This is a genomic window from Sphingomonas azotifigens NBRC 15497 (genome assembly GCF_002091475.1).
Taxonomy (GTDB): Bacteria; Pseudomonadota; Alphaproteobacteria; order Sphingomonadales; family Sphingomonadaceae; genus Sphingomonas; species Sphingomonas azotifigens.
Genome location: NZ_BCTR01000027.1, coordinates 92,182 through 107,600, shown reverse-complemented (window position 1 = coordinate 107,600; position 15,419 = coordinate 92,182). Strand labels below are relative to the sequence as shown.

Genomic DNA, 15,419 nt, shown 5'->3' with positions numbered 1-15,419 from the left:
CAACTCGCGCCGCGGTGGTTGCGCACCGTGCGCAGCGGGCCTGCTGCAGCCGCTGGGCGATGCGAGAAGCTGAATCGTCGTCGGTAGGAACCGCACGGATCGTGCGTACGCTCGCGACGCCCATGGGACGATGCACATGACGACCCCTGTCCTCACCGATCTGGAAGATGGCATTCTGACGATCCGGCTCAACAACCCGGCCATGCGCAACGCGCTGAGCCAGCCGATGGGCGCGGAGCTGATGGCGGAACTGCGCGACGCAGCAAACGACCCCGGGATCCGGGTAGTGATACTGACGGGGGTTGGGGACGCATTTTGCGCCGGCGCCGACGTCAGCAAACTCGGAATCCTCGATCCGCGTGACAAGGTATCGGCCAAATGGGCAGGCGATCCCATCATGCAGGGAGCCGAACAGCGGCACCTGCGGATCAAGGCCAATAGCGAGATCGCGACGCTGCTGCACATGATGGGCAAGCCGACCATCGCCATGGTGCGAGGCCCGGCGGCCGGCGCAGGCCTGTCGATGGCGATCGCCTGCGACTTCCGCTTCGCGTCGGAATCCGCCTTCTTCACCAGCGCCTTCAGCAAGATCGGCGCGTCGGGCGACCTTGGCTGCGCCTATTATCTGCATCAGCTCGTCGGCCCGACCAAAGCGCGCGAGATCCTGATGCTGTCGGACAAAGTGTATGCGGACGAAGCGCTGCGCATCGGTCTGGTCAGCAAGGTCTTCGGCGACGACCGCCTGCTGGAGGAGACCATGGCCTTCGCGCGCAGACTCGCCAGCGGACCGCCGATCGCGATGCGCTACATCAAGAAAAACCTGATCGCTGCAGAAGACATCGATATGGATCGCTACTTCGAGCAGGAGGCCGCGAGCATGGTGCGCTGCTTCCAGACCGAGGATTCGAAGGAAGCGATCAAGGCGTTTCAGGAAAAGCGCCCCGCCACGTTCAAAGGAATGTGAGATGATCGTCGAGGAACGCAATTACAGCTTCGCGCCTGCCGATATCGGGCCGTTTCTGGCCATCTACGAGAAGGAAGGCGTGCATATCGCCAAGCGCGTGCTGGGCAATCTGCTGGGCTATTTCCGTACCGAGATTGGGCCGGACCTCAACGAAATCGTCCATCTCTGGGGCTTCGAGGACCTTAACGACCGCGCGGTTCGACGACAGGCGCTGTGGGCCGATCCGGAATGGCGTGCATTCGCCGCGCGCTGCCCCTCCCCGGTGCGCCAGCGCAACCGCTTGCTGATGCCGACCGCCTGGTCGCCGATCCGCTGAACCCTGAGAGGATGTGCCATGGGCAAATGGCTCAAATCGACCGAGCAGCTGCGTTTCGAGGTTCGCGACCATGTCGCCTGGATCACCCTGAACCGACCGGAAAAGCGGAATGCGCTGAACTGGCAGAGCTTGCAGGAACTGCGCGACGCCCTTCTCGAGGCGGACGATCTCACCAGCGTGCATTGCATTGTCCTCGGGGGTGCCGGCCGTGACTTCTGCGCGGGCTGGGACCTGACCGGTGGGCAACCCAGTCCGGTGAAGGAACAGCAGGACGCCGCCCACGGCGTGACCGGCGAATATCGCAGTCAAACCGCCACGATCGATGACGATATGTGGCAGTTGGGCAGGATGAACGAACTGCGGCTCGTCCTGTTCGACATGCACAAGCCGGTCATCGCCAAGGTACAGGGAAACTGCATCGCGAACGGCACCGACATCGCCCTGCTGGCGGATCTGGTGATCGTGGCGAGCGACGCGAGGATCGGCTATCCGCCGGTGAGGGCGCAGGGCTCGCCGCCTTCGCACATGTGGTTGTACCATATGGGTCCGCAATGGGCGAAGCGCATGCTGCTTACCGGCGACCTGCTCCGCGGAAGGGACGCCGCCCGGCTGGGCCTGGCGCTGGAATCCGTTGCCCCCGCCAAGCTCGACGCGCATGTCGAAGCCCTGGCCGCGCGGATCGCCGCGACCGCACCGGATCTGCTCGCGTGCAACAAGCGTGTGGTCAATCTCGGGCTGGAACTGATGGGCGCCAAGACGCTGCAGCGCCTGGCCAGCGAAATCGACGCACGCGGGCATCTGTCGGAAGGCCGTATGCAGTTCCGTCGCTCCATCGAGGCCCTGGGGCTGAAGGAAGCGGTTCGCCGACGCGACGCCGCCTTCGGCGACGGCATGGTCGACTATCGCCAGGAATAGCGCGCTCGGGGCGATGGCGGGCGACGCAAGCAGCCAGAATATCGGGGAGGCATTGATGACCGGACAGACTTTCGACCCATCGCATTTCCGGAACGCCCTCGGCTCGTTCGCGACGGGCGTTACGATCGTGACGACCGTCGGCCTGGAGGGCGAAGACGTCGGTATGACCGCGAACAGCTTCAACTCGGTCTCGCTGGACCCGCCGATGATCCTGTGGAGTGTCGGTAAGAACGCAATGAGCCGCCCTGCCTTCGCTGCGGCCGAGCATTTTGCCGTCCACATCCTCGCCACCCAGCAAAAGGCGCTTTCCGATCGCTTCGCCAAACGCGGTACCGACAAGTTCGCCGGTCTCACCGTGGAGCGCGGGCCGGGCAACATCCCGCTCCTGAAAGACTGCGCTGCGCGCTTCAAGTGCCGCACGGCCTATCGATACGAAGGCGGTGATCACGACATCATCGTGGGCGAAGTGATCGAATTCGATCATCTGGATGCCGCGCCCCTCGTCTTCCATAGCGGCAAATACTCGGCACTGGCCCCGCATCGCGCTGCGGATGAGGCGGAATCCGCTGCCTTTTCGCGATCGTTTCTCGGCTTCCTGCTGCCGCGCGTGCAATATGCGCTGTTCGAACCGATCAAGAAGGCGATGCAGCAACGGGCGATCGGACTGGACGAGTATTTCGCACTTTCGGCACTGGCTGCGAAGGACCTCTCGATGCTAGAAATCGCGGAACTCGGCCGGTTCTACGACCGGTCGTTCACCCCCGCGGAAGCGCTGAAGTTGAAGAATCGAGGTCTTGTCGAGCCAGCCGAAGGCGATGGCGCGGCGATGCGCATGCAACTGACGGCGAACGGACTTGCGCTGATGCTCGAGCTGCTGTCGATCGGCAAGGACGCGGAGGAAACGTTGCTCGAGCGCATCGAGCCCACCGAAGTACAGGCGCTGAAGAGCCTTTTGCATCGTCTCGTGAAGGACACCCCGTCGGTCGCCTAGCTGCGATCGCCGGGACCATGTGTCGTCCTTGGGAGCGAACGTCTCTTTCCTTGGTTCGGCCCGTCCTGTATGGCAACACGAATGTGCCTGCGCACGGCCAAGACGGAGATGAAAAGCTACTGATATGGCAAAGCCGAAGAAGAGCGAGTTGACACGCGAACGTGTGTTGTCGGTGACGTCAGAGCTGTTCCGCACCAATGGCTACAAGACTACGTCGATGCGCGACATCGCCGCCGCGGTAGGGATGAAATCCGGCAGCCTCTATTATTATTACGAGTCCAAGGAAGCGCTTCTCGCGGCTATTCTCAACGACAATATCGATGCGACCATCAAGTGCCTGCGCGAAGCGGTGGACTCGCTGCCCCCCGGCACCTCCGTCCGGGAAAAATTCCACGCTGCCGTTCGGGCGGCCGTGAAGACCGTGGCCGATGCCGGCGACATGGCCGTCGCCTCGGCGAAAACACTTTCCTACCTTCAGGAACCGGAATATTCCGAGCAGGTTCGCCGACGCCAAGCCTACAACAAGTTTTGGCGCGACCTGATCCAGGAAGGCAAGGCCGCCGGCGAGATCGACTCTGCCATTCCCGAAGCGATGACCTGCATGGCGATCATCGGTGCCATCACGTTCGTCGGTGAATGGTTCGAGCCGGGGCGATCGTCGACCGACGCCATCGGCGAGATCTTTGCCCACCTGTTCTTCGACGGTTTGCACCGGAAACGATAAGGCAAAAGGTAAGTCGCTTCCGTCGAGCGGAATCGGTCGCTCGATCGCGCCCTTGCTCAGGCGGGGTGTCCTGCGGGCGATGCGGTAAGGTCCTGGTTCGGCGCGGCCTTCTGCTGCGGCTTGATCCAATGCGCATCAATGTCGCTTTCCAACTGCTGCCATATCTTCGGGATCGGCAGCACATGCGGGCGATAGGAGGGCGAAAGCACCTGCAGAAGATTGTACAGGATGTTTTTCATCATCATCTTCGCGACCATCTTCTCCCGCTTCTTGGACTCCTTGCGTTCGGCCGCATTCATTTTTGCGCGATCGACTTCCAGCAGATAGTTCTTCACTTTGCCCGCATATTTACTGAAGAAATATAACTGATAGAAGAAAGCGTATATTCTCAGGAAGTACCCGCCGTGGATGCGTTTAAAAACATCGTAACAGACATGGCGGTGCTCATATTCCTCCAATAGGTGCCAACGCCACATCGTCTCGATATTCGGATCGGAATCCTTGAGATACGCGTCGAGGCTGTCGCCGCACCATGCCATTGCCGAAGCAGGACCAAGGGTCTCGAACCCTTCGCAATAGGCGGTGAGGAACGCAAGCGACTTGGTCTCGAACAGGCGCGCATAATGCGCCTCGATTTCGCGCTCGAGCTCCGGCACCCGATCATAGCCATCGCGCACCAGCATTTCGTTCATGCGGTCGTGCATGGCGTAATGGCAGGATTCCTGCCGGATGAAGGTTGTAACGTCGGCACGCAGCGCAACCGATTCGGGATCGTCGCCCTTTATCTCCTTGCGCGCCTTCGCCATTACCCGGTTCAGGAACCGCTCGAGCGGCGGTATTCCGACCGATGCGCCGTTCTGGCTCTGCGCGAACTCCAAGTTCGGCGCCCAATGGGCATGGGAATTGGAAAAATCGAATTCCGGTTGCCGCACTCGCATGTTCGACCTCCCGCTACTTTTCTCGTCATGATTCACCGCGCCGTTCATCACCGCAGTTGGCGGAAACAGTCCCGAAGCTCCGCTACGAAGAGATCGGGGCGCTCCCAGGCTGCAAAGTGGCCTCCGCTCGGCGCTTCCCGCCAATGGATGATGTTCGGAAAGGCGCGCTCCACCCACGTCCGCGAAGCGTTGAAGATGTCTCCGGGGAACTGGGTGATGCCGGTCGGCAGTTCCACCTTGGGTGAGGAAGGGTCCAGCGCCCGGTTTTCCCAGTAGAACCGCGCCGATGAGGTGGCGGTGCCCGGCAGCCAGTAGAGCATGATGTTGTCCAGCATCTCGTCGACCGAGAGGACGGTCTCGACCGCCCCGTCATGGTCGGTCCATGCTTGCAGCTTTTCGTAGATCCAGGCGGCCAGGCCCGCCGGGCTGTCGTTCAGCCCATAGCCAAGGGTTTGGGGGCGGGTGGACTGCTGCTTCGCATAGCCGCTTCCGTCTTCCTGATAGCGCTGGGCCTTGCCGAGCATCGCCTGCTCGGCAGGCGTCAGCGACGCCAGATCCTCGGCTATGGGCGGAACGAACGCAAAATTGAGGTGGATGCCCGCGCAGCCGGGCGCGCGGCCTGCGCCCAGCGCCCGCGTGACGATACTACCCCAGTCCCCGCCTTGCGCGACCCAGCGATCATATCCCAGCCGCTGCATCAACACGGCCCAAGCACGCGCGGTTCGTGCCGCGTTCCAGCCCGGCTCGGCCGGCTTGTCGGAGAAGCCGTATCCGGGCAGCGAAGGCAGAACGAGGTGGAAGGCGTCCTTGGGATCCCCCCCGTACCGTGCCGGGTCGGTGAGCGGACCGATCGCCTTGACGAACTCCAGCACCGATCCCGGCCAACCATGGGTCATCACCATCGGCAGCGCGTTCGGCACCGGAGAGCGAATATGGAGGAAATGGATGCCGAGCCCGTCGATCACCGTTCGGTGCTGACCGAGACCGTTGAGCATTCGCTCGCACCGCCGCCAGTCATAGCGATCGTGCCAGTAGCCGCACAGGGCGCGCATTCGCTCGAGCGGGACGCCTTGGCCCCAGCCCCCTGTCGTCTCCCCTTCGGGCCAGCGCGTTCGCGCAAGCCGCTCGCGAAGATCGTCCAGCGTCGCCTGTGCAACATCGATCTGAAAAGGCTCGACCTTTCCGCTCATGCTGAACGCTCGTTCGGCTGCTTGCTCATCTGGCCGCTCTCCATGTCATCCCGCCGCCCTTGTCCGACCCGGCCAGGATGGTTTCGATTCGATGTCCCTATCTTTGGGATTATTTCTAATGTTAGTTCCATTTTTGTCGAAGGCAAGGGTGATCACGCTCGCAACGACGGGGTAGCTACCGGGAAGGAAACCAGCCGATGGAAGCGATGCAACGCCAGGACACCGACGACGCGATCGAGTTCTCGCACGCGGAGTCGTTAGGATTCTTCGCAGCGGTTCAGGCAGCGATCGACGAGAAGGGCCTGCAGGACGTCACGCAGGACGACATCATTCGGCATTCGGGTGTGCCGCGGACAACCTTGTATCGGCGCTACGGCGGCCGAGACGCCCTGCTCGCGAAGTTCCTGCGATATCGCTTTGCCGACGACATCGCCGCATGCGGACAGTTGGCGACCAGTCCTGCACCGTTCGCCGAGCGGATGGAGAACCTGATCGTCTATTCGATCATGGCCGCGCATCGCCATGGCTGGCTGCAACGCGAGCTGGATCGCGGGCTCTCCACGGCGACCATCGAGCTGCTGGCGAGCGCCATGCAGAACGCTTCCAGCCAGACACTGGTGCCGCTCCTGGCCCGTGCGCGCGCCGAAGGCCTGTGCCGATGCCCGGCCCCATTCGATGAACTCCAGCGGTGGCTGCTGGTGCAGATCTTCGAGCTCAGCCATCGTCGGTACGATACGGACGAGGAAGCGCACAGGATCGTCCGCACCTATGTCCTGCCGGTACTTGCGCTCGCCCCCACCCGGCCCTCCATCGAGGAAAAGATCGACGTCCTCTACCATCACCTGATGGCCGCATTTCCGCCGAGCAAATCCCCCGACTGCCCTCCACGCCCCCAACATCTACTGCCGGCCTGCGAGACGGATTGATTGTCGCGCCCGCCGCTGTTATCAACCAATCGACCGTTCGATTTTTAGCGCCACCTCGGTTGGTGCCGCGAACGCATGAACAGCGGGTGCGATAGCAGCGCTTGCGCCATCAGGGGAGGAACGCCGTGACTTGGGCGCATCAGGACAAATGTGCGATCGTCGGGATAGGCGCGACGGACTATTATGTCCGCGGAAAGAGCTGGCCCCGCACGATCAACGACATGGCCGGCGAGGCGATCCTCAAGGCGTGCGAAGATGCCGGCATCAGCGTCAAGGATATCGACGGCTTCGCGTATTATGGCGGCGCGAGTGCCGGCTATGTCGACAAGTTCGACAGTGGCTCGCTGATGGAAACGCTCGGCATGCCGCACATTTCCTTTACCGCGACGCTGACCTCCGGCGGGGGTGGCGTCGCCGGAGCAGTCGGCCTCGCCACCGCCGGGCTGATGAACGAGGATTGCACCTATGCGGTCACCGTCATGGCGGTCCAGCAGACGCCTTCCGCCCGGCTCGGCGATATCTTCGGCAGGATGAAGCCGGATCCGGAAAACAGCTTTTTGCAGCCTTCCGGCCTGATCGGCCCCGGCCATCTCATGAGCGTCCTCGCAAGACGCCACATGCACCTGTACGGGTCCACCGAAGATGCGCTGGCCGAAATCGTGATGGCCTCGCGCACGCATGCGCTCAATCGACCGAAGGCGATCCGCAGAACACCGCTGTCGAAGGAGGACTATCTCGCCTCCGTCATGCTGGCGGATCCACTCCGCCGCCTCGATTTCTGCCTTGAGACCGACGGTGCGATCGCCGTCATCACCACCACCGCGGACAGAGCGCGCGATTGCCGCCAGAAGCCCGCCTACATCCATGGCTGCGTGCATGGCGCGTCGCGAAAATGGGGTCGCGCATTCGGGTGGATGAACATGCCGGACCCGGAATTCTCCAGCTCGGGCCACCAGTTTCTGGCGGAGCGGGTTTGGGCACAGACCGGGCTTGCCGCCAAGGACATGGATGTCGCCCTGATCTACGATCATTTCAGCTCGATGGTATTGGCGCAGCTGGAAGACTATGGCTTTTGCGAGCGCGGCGAGGGCAACGACTATGTCCTCGCGGGAAAGACCCGCTATGATCCGGCGAGCCGCGGCGGCGTCAACGGCGGCATCCCCGTCAATACCCACGGCGGCAATCTCAGCGAAGCCTATATCATTGGCATGACCCACGTCGTGGAAGCGGTGGAGCAGGTCCGCGGAACCGCCATCAACCAGGTTGCAGATTGCGAATTTGCGCTCGCGACCGGCGGGCCCGCCCCGATTCCCGTATCCAGCCTGGTCCTGAGGAGCGCCTGATGTCCGCCCATTCGATCGCCTATGGTCCCGCGCGGCTGCTGCCCGGAGACCAGATCCACATCACGACCAATCCCGATACCGAGCCCTTCTGGCTGGCAGCAAAGGAACATCGGCTGACGGCCTGCCAATGCGCATCCTGCGGCGCATTTCGTCTGCCGCCGACGCCCTATTGCCCGATTTGCGCGAGCAAGGAACGGACATGGCCGACCCTGCCCGGCACGGGCACGGTGTTTAGCTATGCGATATGCAGCAAGAATCCCGCCACCGGTGAAGACTATGTGTATGTACCTGTCGTGGTGGAAATCGATGGCGCGCGCGGCGCGCGCCTGGTCGGCAACCTGACGGGCTGCAATGCCGAAGACGTACGGATCGGGACGCGGGTCGTCGTCGAATGGACCGATATCTGTGACGGCTGGGTTCTGCCCAATTTTCGAGCCCTAAGCGACCGCTGATACCTTCGCTTTCCCCGCGAAGAACCGCGTTCGTCAGGTATGACGCGGCCGGGCGGCGCCCTTCCCCAATTGAGCGACCAGCACGATAAGAATGCCGCTGAGCGCGACCCCTGCCAGAATGACCGTGTAGCCGAACTCGGTGGGATAGGCGCGGCCGCCAGCCAGGGCGGGCGTCGCGCTGGCCGCCAGCGAGAGCGTTACCAGCTGCGCGCCAGCGGCGGTGAAGACGCGCAACACAGTCATGGTCAGCCCGGTGGCCTCTCCGGCACGCTCGGGCTGCACATGGGCGAGCACGACGTTGGGCACAGCTGCCAGCAGGGTGGTCATCCCGGCCGCTCCGCCGATCGTGATAGCCATGATCTGCCACGGATTGCCGTGGAAGAACGGAAAGGATCCTAGCGAGAGGGCCGCAAGCAGCCCGCCATATTGGATCACCGGCCGGCCGCCGTGGCGCCCGCAAAGCCAACCGGCCAGCATCGCCGCCAGGAGCGAACCCACGTTCGAAGGCAGCTTGATCCATCCCGCTGCCGTAGCGGACAGTCCGAGCCCGGCGCCGCTGCCGGCGGGCTGCTGCAGATATTGGATCAGCACCAGCGGGAACTGCATGATGCCCAGCGCCGCAATTGCAAAGCAGAGATTGGCGATCAGCACGGGCCGCTGCGTCAACAAGCGGACCTGTATCAGGGGATCCGGACGGCGCCATTCATGGCCCCACCACCACAGCAACAGGACAACGCCCGCCACACCCGCGCCCGCAACCCAAGGACCGCGGCCGCCCTGGGTGACGGAGGAGGTGACGGCGTACAATATGCCCGCAACCCCCAGCGGCAGCAGCACGCCGCCCAGCCAGTCGACACCCCCGATCGGCGGTGCGTTGCCGAGGCGGGGCACGGTCACCAGCAGCAGGGGGAGCACAATGGCGCCATAGCCCGCAGCAAACCAGAAAATCAGCCGCCAACTCCCCAGATCGGCCAAATAGCCCCCCAGGATATAGCCGAATGCCGCCGCCAGCGTTACGCCGCCCGTCAAGGCGCCAACCCAGAAGGGCAATCGCTTTGCGGGCACCATCTGCCGGGCGATGCCATAACAGAGCGCGAGGTTCGCACCCGACAGCCCCTGGAGGCAGCGGCCGACAATCACGAAGTGAATGCTCCCGCCGAATGCGCTGATCAGGGATCCAGTGGTGGTCAGCACCAGGATTACGGCGAGCACGCGCTCACGCCCATACATGTCGCCCAGCCGAGCACCGATCGCTGCTGAACTGGCCTGTACGAGCAGGAAGCTGGTGACGACCCACCCTGCCGATGCGAGGCCGAACGCACGGGAGATGAACGGCAGTGCCGCAATGATCATGACATGTTCGAACGAGCTCAACGCCTCGATCAGGATCAGGGTGATCATGGCCCACCGGAAACCGTTTCGCTGCGCCGCTGCCATGCTCGCCCTCCTCACCATTTGCGGTGCAGGCTAGCCGCCGGCACCGCACCTGTCCGCGCGTTCGGCAACACGCTTGTGATTTCTCGCGTGGCGGCCGGAAGCCCTTCTGCCCATCCGCCGCGGTGGACGACCCCATTCCCCTCCCTTAATTTTTTACCTATCGATTGATATTTTCCCCTGCTAGAGCGGCACTCCTGAAAACTTCGAGGTGAATCCATGACCGATGCGGTCGTTGTCTCGACTGCCCGCACACCGCTCGCCAAAGCGTTTCGGGGCGCCTTCAACAATACGCACAGCGGCACGCTGGGCGGCCATGCCATCCGTCACGCAGTAGCGCGCGCGGGAATCGATCCGGCGGAAGTGGACGACGTCATCTTCGGCTGCGCGGTTCCGGAAGGAGACAGCGGCAACAACATCGCGCGCCATGCCGGTCTCGTCGGCGGAATCCCGCAAACCGCCGGCGCCGTGACGATTGCACGCGCATGCAGTTCCGGCATCCAGGCCGCGAGTTTCGCCGCACAGCGCATCATCGTCGATCGCGTACCCGTGGTGGTCGCCGGCGGCGTCGAGTCGGTCAGCATGGTCAGCCCCACGCCGCACATACCGCGGGCCGGGCGCGCGCCTTGGATCCGCGCGCATCAGCCCGGCATGCTGTTGAGCATGAACGAAACCGCCGAGGTCGTGGCGGAGCGCTATGCCATCAGCCGCGAAGTGCAAGACGCCTATGCCTATTCGAGCCAGATGCGGACCGCGCAGGCGCAGCGCGACGGGCGCTTCGATGACGAGATCGTACCCCTGCCGACGCGCAAGCTGGTGACGGACAAGGCCACCGGCGAGGTATCGGAGGTAGACGTGCTGCTCGAGCAGGACGAGTGCAACCGCCCGGACACCACGCTGGAGACGCTCGCAAAGCTGAAGCCCGTGGTGCGCGAAGACGGCACGGTCACGGCGGGCAATGCCAGCCAGCTCGCCGACGGCGCCTCCGCGAGCGTCCTGATGAACGGAACGCTCGCGGCGCAACGTGGCCTGCCCGTGCTGGGCCTGTATCGCGGCTTCGCCATCGCCGGTCTTGCGCCGGACGAAATGGGCATTGGGCCGGTCTATGCCATTCCGAAGCTCCTGAAACAGCACGGGCTGCGGCTGGAGGATATCGGCCTGTGGGAATTGAACGAGGCCTATGCCTGCCAGGTCGTCTATTGCCGCGACCGGCTCGGGATACCGGACGACCGACTCAACGTCGATGGCGGCGCCGTGTCGATCGGCCATCCCTTCGGCATGACGGGCGCGCGCCAGCTGGGCCACGTCCTGATCGAAGGCAGGCGCCGCAAGGTGAAATATGTCGTGGTCACCATGTGTATCGCCGGCGGGATGGGCGCGGCCTCCCTGTACGAGCTGGTCTGATCGCACAGGAGGCAGCCATGTCGCTGGTCGGCACCTATGATCCAGACAATGTCTTCGCGAAAATCCTGCGGGGAGAACTGCCTTGCCATCGCATTTGGGAAGACGAGGACACGCTCGCCTTTCTCGACCTTTTCCCGCAATCGCCCGGGCATAGCCTGATCATTCCGAAGCGAGGACAGGCGCGGAACCTGCTCGACCTCGACGAAGCGAGCATCGCCCCGCTCTTCCGCCGCGCGCAGATGCTGATGCGGGTCCTGGTCGCGGAACTGGCCCCCGTTGGCGTTCAGTTGCTGCAGTTCAACGGGGACGATGGGGGACAATCCGTATTCCATGTGCACGTCCATCTGGTGCCTCGCTTTGCCGGACAAGCGCTGGGCATCCACGCACAGCAACGCGGGGACCCGGGCGAACTCGACGCGATGGCGCAGCGCCTCCGGGCGAGGATCGCACACGGTGAGGGAGGAGCATTGGAGGCATGATGACACATAGACCGCAGCAATTCCCATTGGCGCGGCAGTCGGCCGGCGTCGCGCCACCGCGTCGTCCGGGTTCGATCCGACGCACCACCTCCATCGACTCCCACTGGCCGGATGGGGCGTCGGCAGCCTGGACCATGGCGGCGCGCGCCCGCGACTTGTGCACCCCCGAAGACGGCGGCGATCCGCATATCCTGAGCGAGGCAGGGTATGAAATGCGCATTTCCCCGGCCAGGGAAATACTGGCGTTGAAGACGAACGCGCACCAGGAACGCACCGGCGAGCTGGTCGGCGTGCGTGCGGGCGGCGACAGCAGGCGGATGATCGCCTCGGCACTCGGCGATCTGGTCGGCACCCCGCTATATCAGATCCTTGATGATTTCGCCGGTGCCAGCCTGGTTGCCCGCTGGATCTGGTCGCAGTGGATGCCGGACTGGGCAGCGTTTTCCAAGGATAAGACGCAACCGCAGACGCATGGCCGGAAAGGCAACATGCTCAACATCTGTACCGGTTTTGCGGAAGGCTCCTCCGCGCTCCTGCCGGACCGGTTGCAGGATGCCGCGACGGAAGACACTGCACGCGTGGGTCCACTGGACGATCCTTCGGACAGCTGGAGCTGGCATGCCATGCCGGACCAGCACGGCCCTGCGATGCGTCGCGCCCGCCGACTGGACATCTGGCGCGAGGACCGGTTGATCCTGGTGGACGCGGCGTTTCAGGACAGCGGCACTGCGCCCGATGGCGGGCGCAGGGCGGTGCACGAATATCGCGTCTATGCGGAGATCGATGCCGAGAGCGGCATTCTCGAATCGCTCCAGGCGCTGCCGCTGATCCTTCCTTTCCCGGAGTGCCCGGGCGCTGCCGTCAAGGCTGCGCGAATGGTGGGACACCAGATCGGCGATTTCCGCAACACCGTTCTCGACACGCTTCCCTCGACGCTCGGCTGCACGCATCTCAACGATGTGCTGCGAGGACTGGCCGACGTGCCCGTGCTCGCCGCCAACCTGGCCTAAGGGGCCGCTCGCACCCAGTTCGAGGCGAGATCACGCCCTTGTCACTTTACCTTCCAATCGTTAGATTGTAAATTAGTCTGGGTCTAAAGGACCGCCGCAAGAGCGTGTCCAATCCCAAGGAGATGGCATTTGAACCTGCAACTCAGCGAACAACAGGCCTTGTTGCGGGACAGCCTTGAGCGACTGTTTCAGAACGAATCGACTTCGGCACGCATCCGGGCCGCAGAACCGCTGGGATATGATCCGGCACTCTGGACGGAGCTGGTCGGATTCGGCCTTCCCCTGATGCGGGTGCCGGAGGGGCGGGGCGGCGGCGGCCTGGCCCTTATCGATGCGGTGGTCGTTGCCGAAACGCTCGGCAGCTATCTGGCATCGGTGCCACTGATCGAATGCGCCGTGGCGAGCCGAATTCTCGCGGACATCGCACCCGCCGGGCATGCCGTCCTGGAGGACATTGCAGGCGGTTCGATCCTCACCGTCGCGCTCCACCCTGTGGAAGCCGGTGTGCCGCAACTGGTTCCCGCCGGCGCCATCGCCGATCGGGTCCTCTGTTCGGACGGGGCAACCGTCTATCTCGCCGCCGTGCCCGCAGATCGGACGGTTCCGGCCAACCTCGGCACGCTGCCGCTGGCTGCGATAACGATCGATCTCGACAATGCGCTGGTACTCGCCTCCGGTCCGGACGCATGCGCCGCCTGGCAGGCCGGCATCGAGGAATGGAAGTTGCTCGCGGCCGCCAATATCGCCGCCATGGGCCGCAAGGCGCTCGAGCATGCCGCAGCCTACGCGTCGGAGCGCGAGGCTTTCGGCCGGCCGATCGGCAGCTTCCAGGGCCTCGCACATCCGCTCGCCGACGCCGTTACCGATGTCGAGGGTGCGCAATTGCTCTGCTGGCGGGCGGCCTCGGAAGCCGAACCTTCCGCCCGCGCCGCGCAGATCTCGGCGGCGCTTTGGTGGTCGACGCGCGCAGCTTCCGCGGCGACGATCCGGGCGATGCGGACCTTCGGCGGCTACGGCGTGTCGATGGAGTATGACGCGCAGATCTATTTCCGGCGGGCCCGCGCCTGGTCGATGCTGCTCGGCGATCCCGAGGCCGAGCTCAACCTGCTCGGCGACTGCCTCTGGGGTGGGCGGACGGATCCTGTTCCCGACATCGGCAGCAGCGAGATCAGCTTCGGGCTCGGCGATGCCGCGGAAGCCTATGCGGCCGAGGCCCGCGCCTTCTTCGCCGCGCACATGACTCCCGAAATGCGCCGATTCATCCACGAGACCGACGACGGCGACCACCCCTTCAACACCCAGCTGGCCAAGGCGGGCTTTCTCTACGCGGATTGGCCTGCCGCCCTCGGCGGGGGCGACAGGACTCCCTATGAGATGGCAGCCCTGAACGACGTCTATTGCGAGTTCGAGTGGCCCCGCGTGCCCGGCACGGTGACGCACATGGTCGGCAAGATTCTCATGCACTTCGCCTCGGAAGAGGTGAAAGAAGAAGTCCTTCCCGGACTCGCGTCCGGGGAGCGGAACGTCGCTCTCGGCTATTCCGAGCCTTCGGCCGGGTCGGACATCTTCGCCGCGAAGACGCGCGCCACCCGCGATGGCGACGACTGGATCATCGACGGACAGAAGATGTTCACCAGCCAGGGCCATCTGGCAGACTATGTCCTGCTGATCGCCCGAACGGACCCGGCACTGCCCAAGCATGCCGGTCTCACGCTTTTCCTCGTGCCCGTTTCCATCCCCGGCTTCGAAGTACACGAGATCAAGACGCTGGGTGGCGAGCGGACCAACATCACCTATTATTCCGACATGCGCGTCCCGGATCGCTATCGGATCGGCGACGTCAATGGAGGAACCAAGGTTCTCGGCCTCGCGCTGGCGCTGGAACAGGGCGGCGGCGACTTCTTCGTAAGTGCCCTGCGTATCATGCTCCGCCATGCGCTCGCCTGGGCGCACGCCGCCAACACCCAAGGCGAGCGGCCGATCGACCGGCGGCGAGTCCGCGCGCGCCTTGCCCAATGTCATGCCCGCCTGCTCGTCGCGGATGTCCTCGACAGGCGATGCCTCTGGGGATTCGTGAGCGGCCAAGGCAAGAAATATTACGGCCCCATGGCGAAGCTGTTCGCCTCCGAAGCGCTAGTCAGCTGCTCGAGCGAACTGGTCGAACTCGCCGCGCCATGGTCACTGATCCAGGCGCATACCGACCTTGGCACCGTAGAGCTCGAAAGCCGCAAGGCGATTCAGGCGACGATCTATGGCGGCACCAGCGAAGTGCAGCGCAGCATCGTGGCGGAATCCGCGCTCGGGCTTCCGCGGACCCGAAGCTAGGAGTGCAA

15 protein-coding genes are annotated in these 15,419 nt (G+C 63.8%); 12 read left to right on the top strand and 3 right to left on the bottom strand.

Annotated elements, in window-relative coordinates:
* Window positions 1-136 precede the first annotated feature (136 nt).
* The 5 genes from SAZ01S_RS11110 to SAZ01S_RS11090 all read left to right on the top strand — a co-directional run bounded on the left by SAZ01S_RS11110 (window position 137) and on the right by SAZ01S_RS11090 (window position 3,910).
* A complete protein-coding gene (locus SAZ01S_RS11110) occupies window positions 137-964 on the top strand; it encodes an enoyl-CoA hydratase (protein ID WP_167693144.1) in 828 nt (275 codons plus the stop codon).
* Window position 965: 1 nt separating this feature from the next.
* Window positions 966-1,280 (top strand): NIPSNAP family protein, encoded by a 315-nt coding sequence (locus tag SAZ01S_RS11105; RefSeq protein WP_064310779.1) that lies wholly within the window; start codon window positions 966-968, stop codon window positions 1,278-1,280.
* Window positions 1,281-1,298: 18 nt separating this feature from the next.
* A complete protein-coding gene (locus tag SAZ01S_RS11100) occupies window positions 1,299-2,195 on the top strand; it encodes a crotonase/enoyl-CoA hydratase family protein (RefSeq protein ID WP_084582337.1) in 897 nt (298 codons plus the stop codon).
* A 13-nt stretch (window positions 2,196-2,208) separates the two neighbouring features.
* Window positions 2,209-3,186, top strand: a complete 978-nt coding sequence (locus SAZ01S_RS11095; RefSeq protein WP_218018060.1) for a flavin reductase family protein — start codon at window positions 2,209-2,211, stop codon at window positions 3,184-3,186.
* Window positions 3,187-3,310: 124 nt separating this feature from the next.
* Window positions 3,311-3,910 carry a TetR/AcrR family transcriptional regulator gene (locus SAZ01S_RS11090; protein ID WP_064310781.1) on the top strand — a complete coding sequence of 200 codons (600 nt, stop codon included), beginning with the start codon at window positions 3,311-3,313 and terminating at the stop codon, window positions 3,908-3,910.
* A 56-nt stretch (window positions 3,911-3,966) separates the two neighbouring features.
* Here the strand turns inward: SAZ01S_RS11090 and SAZ01S_RS11085 are convergent, their stop codons facing one another.
* Together SAZ01S_RS11085 and SAZ01S_RS11080 are read right to left on the bottom strand one after the other, a co-directional pair.
* On the bottom strand, window positions 3,967-4,848 hold the full coding sequence (locus SAZ01S_RS11085; RefSeq protein ID WP_218018059.1) for a metal-dependent hydrolase: 882 nt from the start codon (window positions 4,846-4,848) through the stop codon (window positions 3,967-3,969).
* 47 nt (window positions 4,849-4,895) lie between these two features.
* Window positions 4,896-6,038: an epoxide hydrolase family protein gene (locus SAZ01S_RS11080; protein WP_084582335.1), complete on the bottom strand. Its 1,143-nt coding sequence runs from the start codon at window positions 6,036-6,038 to the stop codon at window positions 4,896-4,898.
* 197 nt (window positions 6,039-6,235) lie between these two features.
* Here SAZ01S_RS11080 and SAZ01S_RS11075 point away from each other — a divergent pair, with 197 nt between their 5' ends.
* The 3 genes from SAZ01S_RS11075 (at window position 6,236) to SAZ01S_RS11065 (ending at window position 8,759) form a co-directional block, all read left to right on the top strand.
* Window positions 6,236-6,964, top strand: coding sequence for a TetR/AcrR family transcriptional regulator (locus SAZ01S_RS11075; protein WP_084582334.1), 729 nt, complete (start codon window positions 6,236-6,238; stop codon window positions 6,962-6,964).
* A gap of 221 nt (window positions 6,965-7,185) precedes the next feature.
* On the top strand, window positions 7,186-8,307 hold the full coding sequence (locus SAZ01S_RS11070) for a thiolase C-terminal domain-containing protein (protein WP_245824770.1): 1,122 nt from the start codon (window positions 7,186-7,188) through the stop codon (window positions 8,305-8,307).
* Complete coding sequence (locus SAZ01S_RS11065; RefSeq protein WP_084582332.1) at window positions 8,307-8,759, top strand: Zn-ribbon domain-containing OB-fold protein; 453 nt, start codon at window positions 8,307-8,309, stop codon at window positions 8,757-8,759. The genes SAZ01S_RS11070 and SAZ01S_RS11065 overlap by 1 nt, the downstream gene beginning before the upstream one ends.
* Before the next feature lie 33 nt (window positions 8,760-8,792).
* On the opposite strand, the gene SAZ01S_RS11060 is transcribed toward SAZ01S_RS11065, so the two are convergent.
* Window positions 8,793-10,196: an MFS transporter gene (locus SAZ01S_RS11060; RefSeq protein ID WP_218018058.1), complete on the bottom strand. Its 1,404-nt coding sequence runs from the start codon at window positions 10,194-10,196 to the stop codon at window positions 8,793-8,795.
* Between the two features lie 216 nt (window positions 10,197-10,412).
* Here SAZ01S_RS11060 and SAZ01S_RS11055 point away from each other — a divergent pair, with 216 nt between their 5' ends.
* From SAZ01S_RS11055 to SAZ01S_RS11040, 4 genes are all read left to right on the top strand, one after another.
* Window positions 10,413-11,597, top strand: a complete 1,185-nt coding sequence (locus tag SAZ01S_RS11055; RefSeq protein ID WP_084582330.1) for an acetyl-CoA C-acyltransferase — start codon at window positions 10,413-10,415, stop codon at window positions 11,595-11,597.
* Between the two features lie 17 nt (window positions 11,598-11,614).
* Window positions 11,615-12,076 (top strand): HIT family protein, encoded by a 462-nt coding sequence (locus SAZ01S_RS11050; RefSeq protein WP_084582329.1) that lies wholly within the window; start codon window positions 11,615-11,617, stop codon window positions 12,074-12,076.
* Window positions 12,077-12,210: 134 nt separating this feature from the next.
* Complete coding sequence (locus SAZ01S_RS11045; RefSeq protein ID WP_167693142.1) at window positions 12,211-13,086, top strand: DUF2889 domain-containing protein; 876 nt, start codon at window positions 12,211-12,213, stop codon at window positions 13,084-13,086.
* Between the two features lie 129 nt (window positions 13,087-13,215).
* Window positions 13,216-15,411 (top strand): acyl-CoA dehydrogenase family protein, encoded by a 2,196-nt coding sequence (locus SAZ01S_RS11040; RefSeq protein ID WP_084582327.1) that lies wholly within the window; start codon window positions 13,216-13,218, stop codon window positions 15,409-15,411.
* Window positions 15,412-15,419 lie beyond the last annotated feature (8 nt).

What these genes read in the sequence shown, in the direction of transcription:
- SAZ01S_RS11110 (WP_167693144.1), top strand. Translation starts at nt 137, where the DNA reads ATGACGACCCCTGTCCTCACCGATCTGGAAGATGGCATTCTGACGATC.
- SAZ01S_RS11105 (WP_064310779.1), top strand. Translation starts at nt 966, where the DNA reads ATGATCGTCGAGGAACGCAATTACAGCTTCGCGCCTGCCGATATCGGG.
- SAZ01S_RS11100 (WP_084582337.1), top strand. Translation starts at nt 1,299, where the DNA reads ATGGGCAAATGGCTCAAATCGACCGAGCAGCTGCGTTTCGAGGTTCGC.
- SAZ01S_RS11095 (WP_218018060.1), top strand. Translation starts at nt 2,209, where the DNA reads ATGGCGGGCGACGCAAGCAGCCAGAATATCGGGGAGGCATTGATGACC.
- SAZ01S_RS11090 (WP_064310781.1), top strand. Translation starts at nt 3,311, where the DNA reads ATGGCAAAGCCGAAGAAGAGCGAGTTGACACGCGAACGTGTGTTGTCG.
- SAZ01S_RS11085 (WP_218018059.1), bottom strand. Translation starts at nt 4,848, where the DNA reads ATGCGAGTGCGGCAACCGGAATTCGATTTTTCCAATTCCCATGCCCAT.
- SAZ01S_RS11080 (WP_084582335.1), bottom strand. Translation starts at nt 6,038, where the DNA reads ATGAGCGGAAAGGTCGAGCCTTTTCAGATCGATGTTGCACAGGCGACG.
- SAZ01S_RS11075 (WP_084582334.1), top strand. Translation starts at nt 6,236, where the DNA reads ATGGAAGCGATGCAACGCCAGGACACCGACGACGCGATCGAGTTCTCG.
- SAZ01S_RS11070 (WP_245824770.1), top strand. Translation starts at nt 7,186, where the DNA reads ATGGCCGGCGAGGCGATCCTCAAGGCGTGCGAAGATGCCGGCATCAGC.
- SAZ01S_RS11065 (WP_084582332.1), top strand. Translation starts at nt 8,307, where the DNA reads ATGTCCGCCCATTCGATCGCCTATGGTCCCGCGCGGCTGCTGCCCGGA.
- SAZ01S_RS11060 (WP_218018058.1), bottom strand. Translation starts at nt 10,196, where the DNA reads ATGGCAGCGGCGCAGCGAAACGGTTTCCGGTGGGCCATGATCACCCTG.
- SAZ01S_RS11055 (WP_084582330.1), top strand. Translation starts at nt 10,413, where the DNA reads ATGACCGATGCGGTCGTTGTCTCGACTGCCCGCACACCGCTCGCCAAA.
- SAZ01S_RS11050 (WP_084582329.1), top strand. Translation starts at nt 11,615, where the DNA reads ATGTCGCTGGTCGGCACCTATGATCCAGACAATGTCTTCGCGAAAATC.
- SAZ01S_RS11045 (WP_167693142.1), top strand. Translation starts at nt 12,211, where the DNA reads ATGGCGGCGCGCGCCCGCGACTTGTGCACCCCCGAAGACGGCGGCGAT.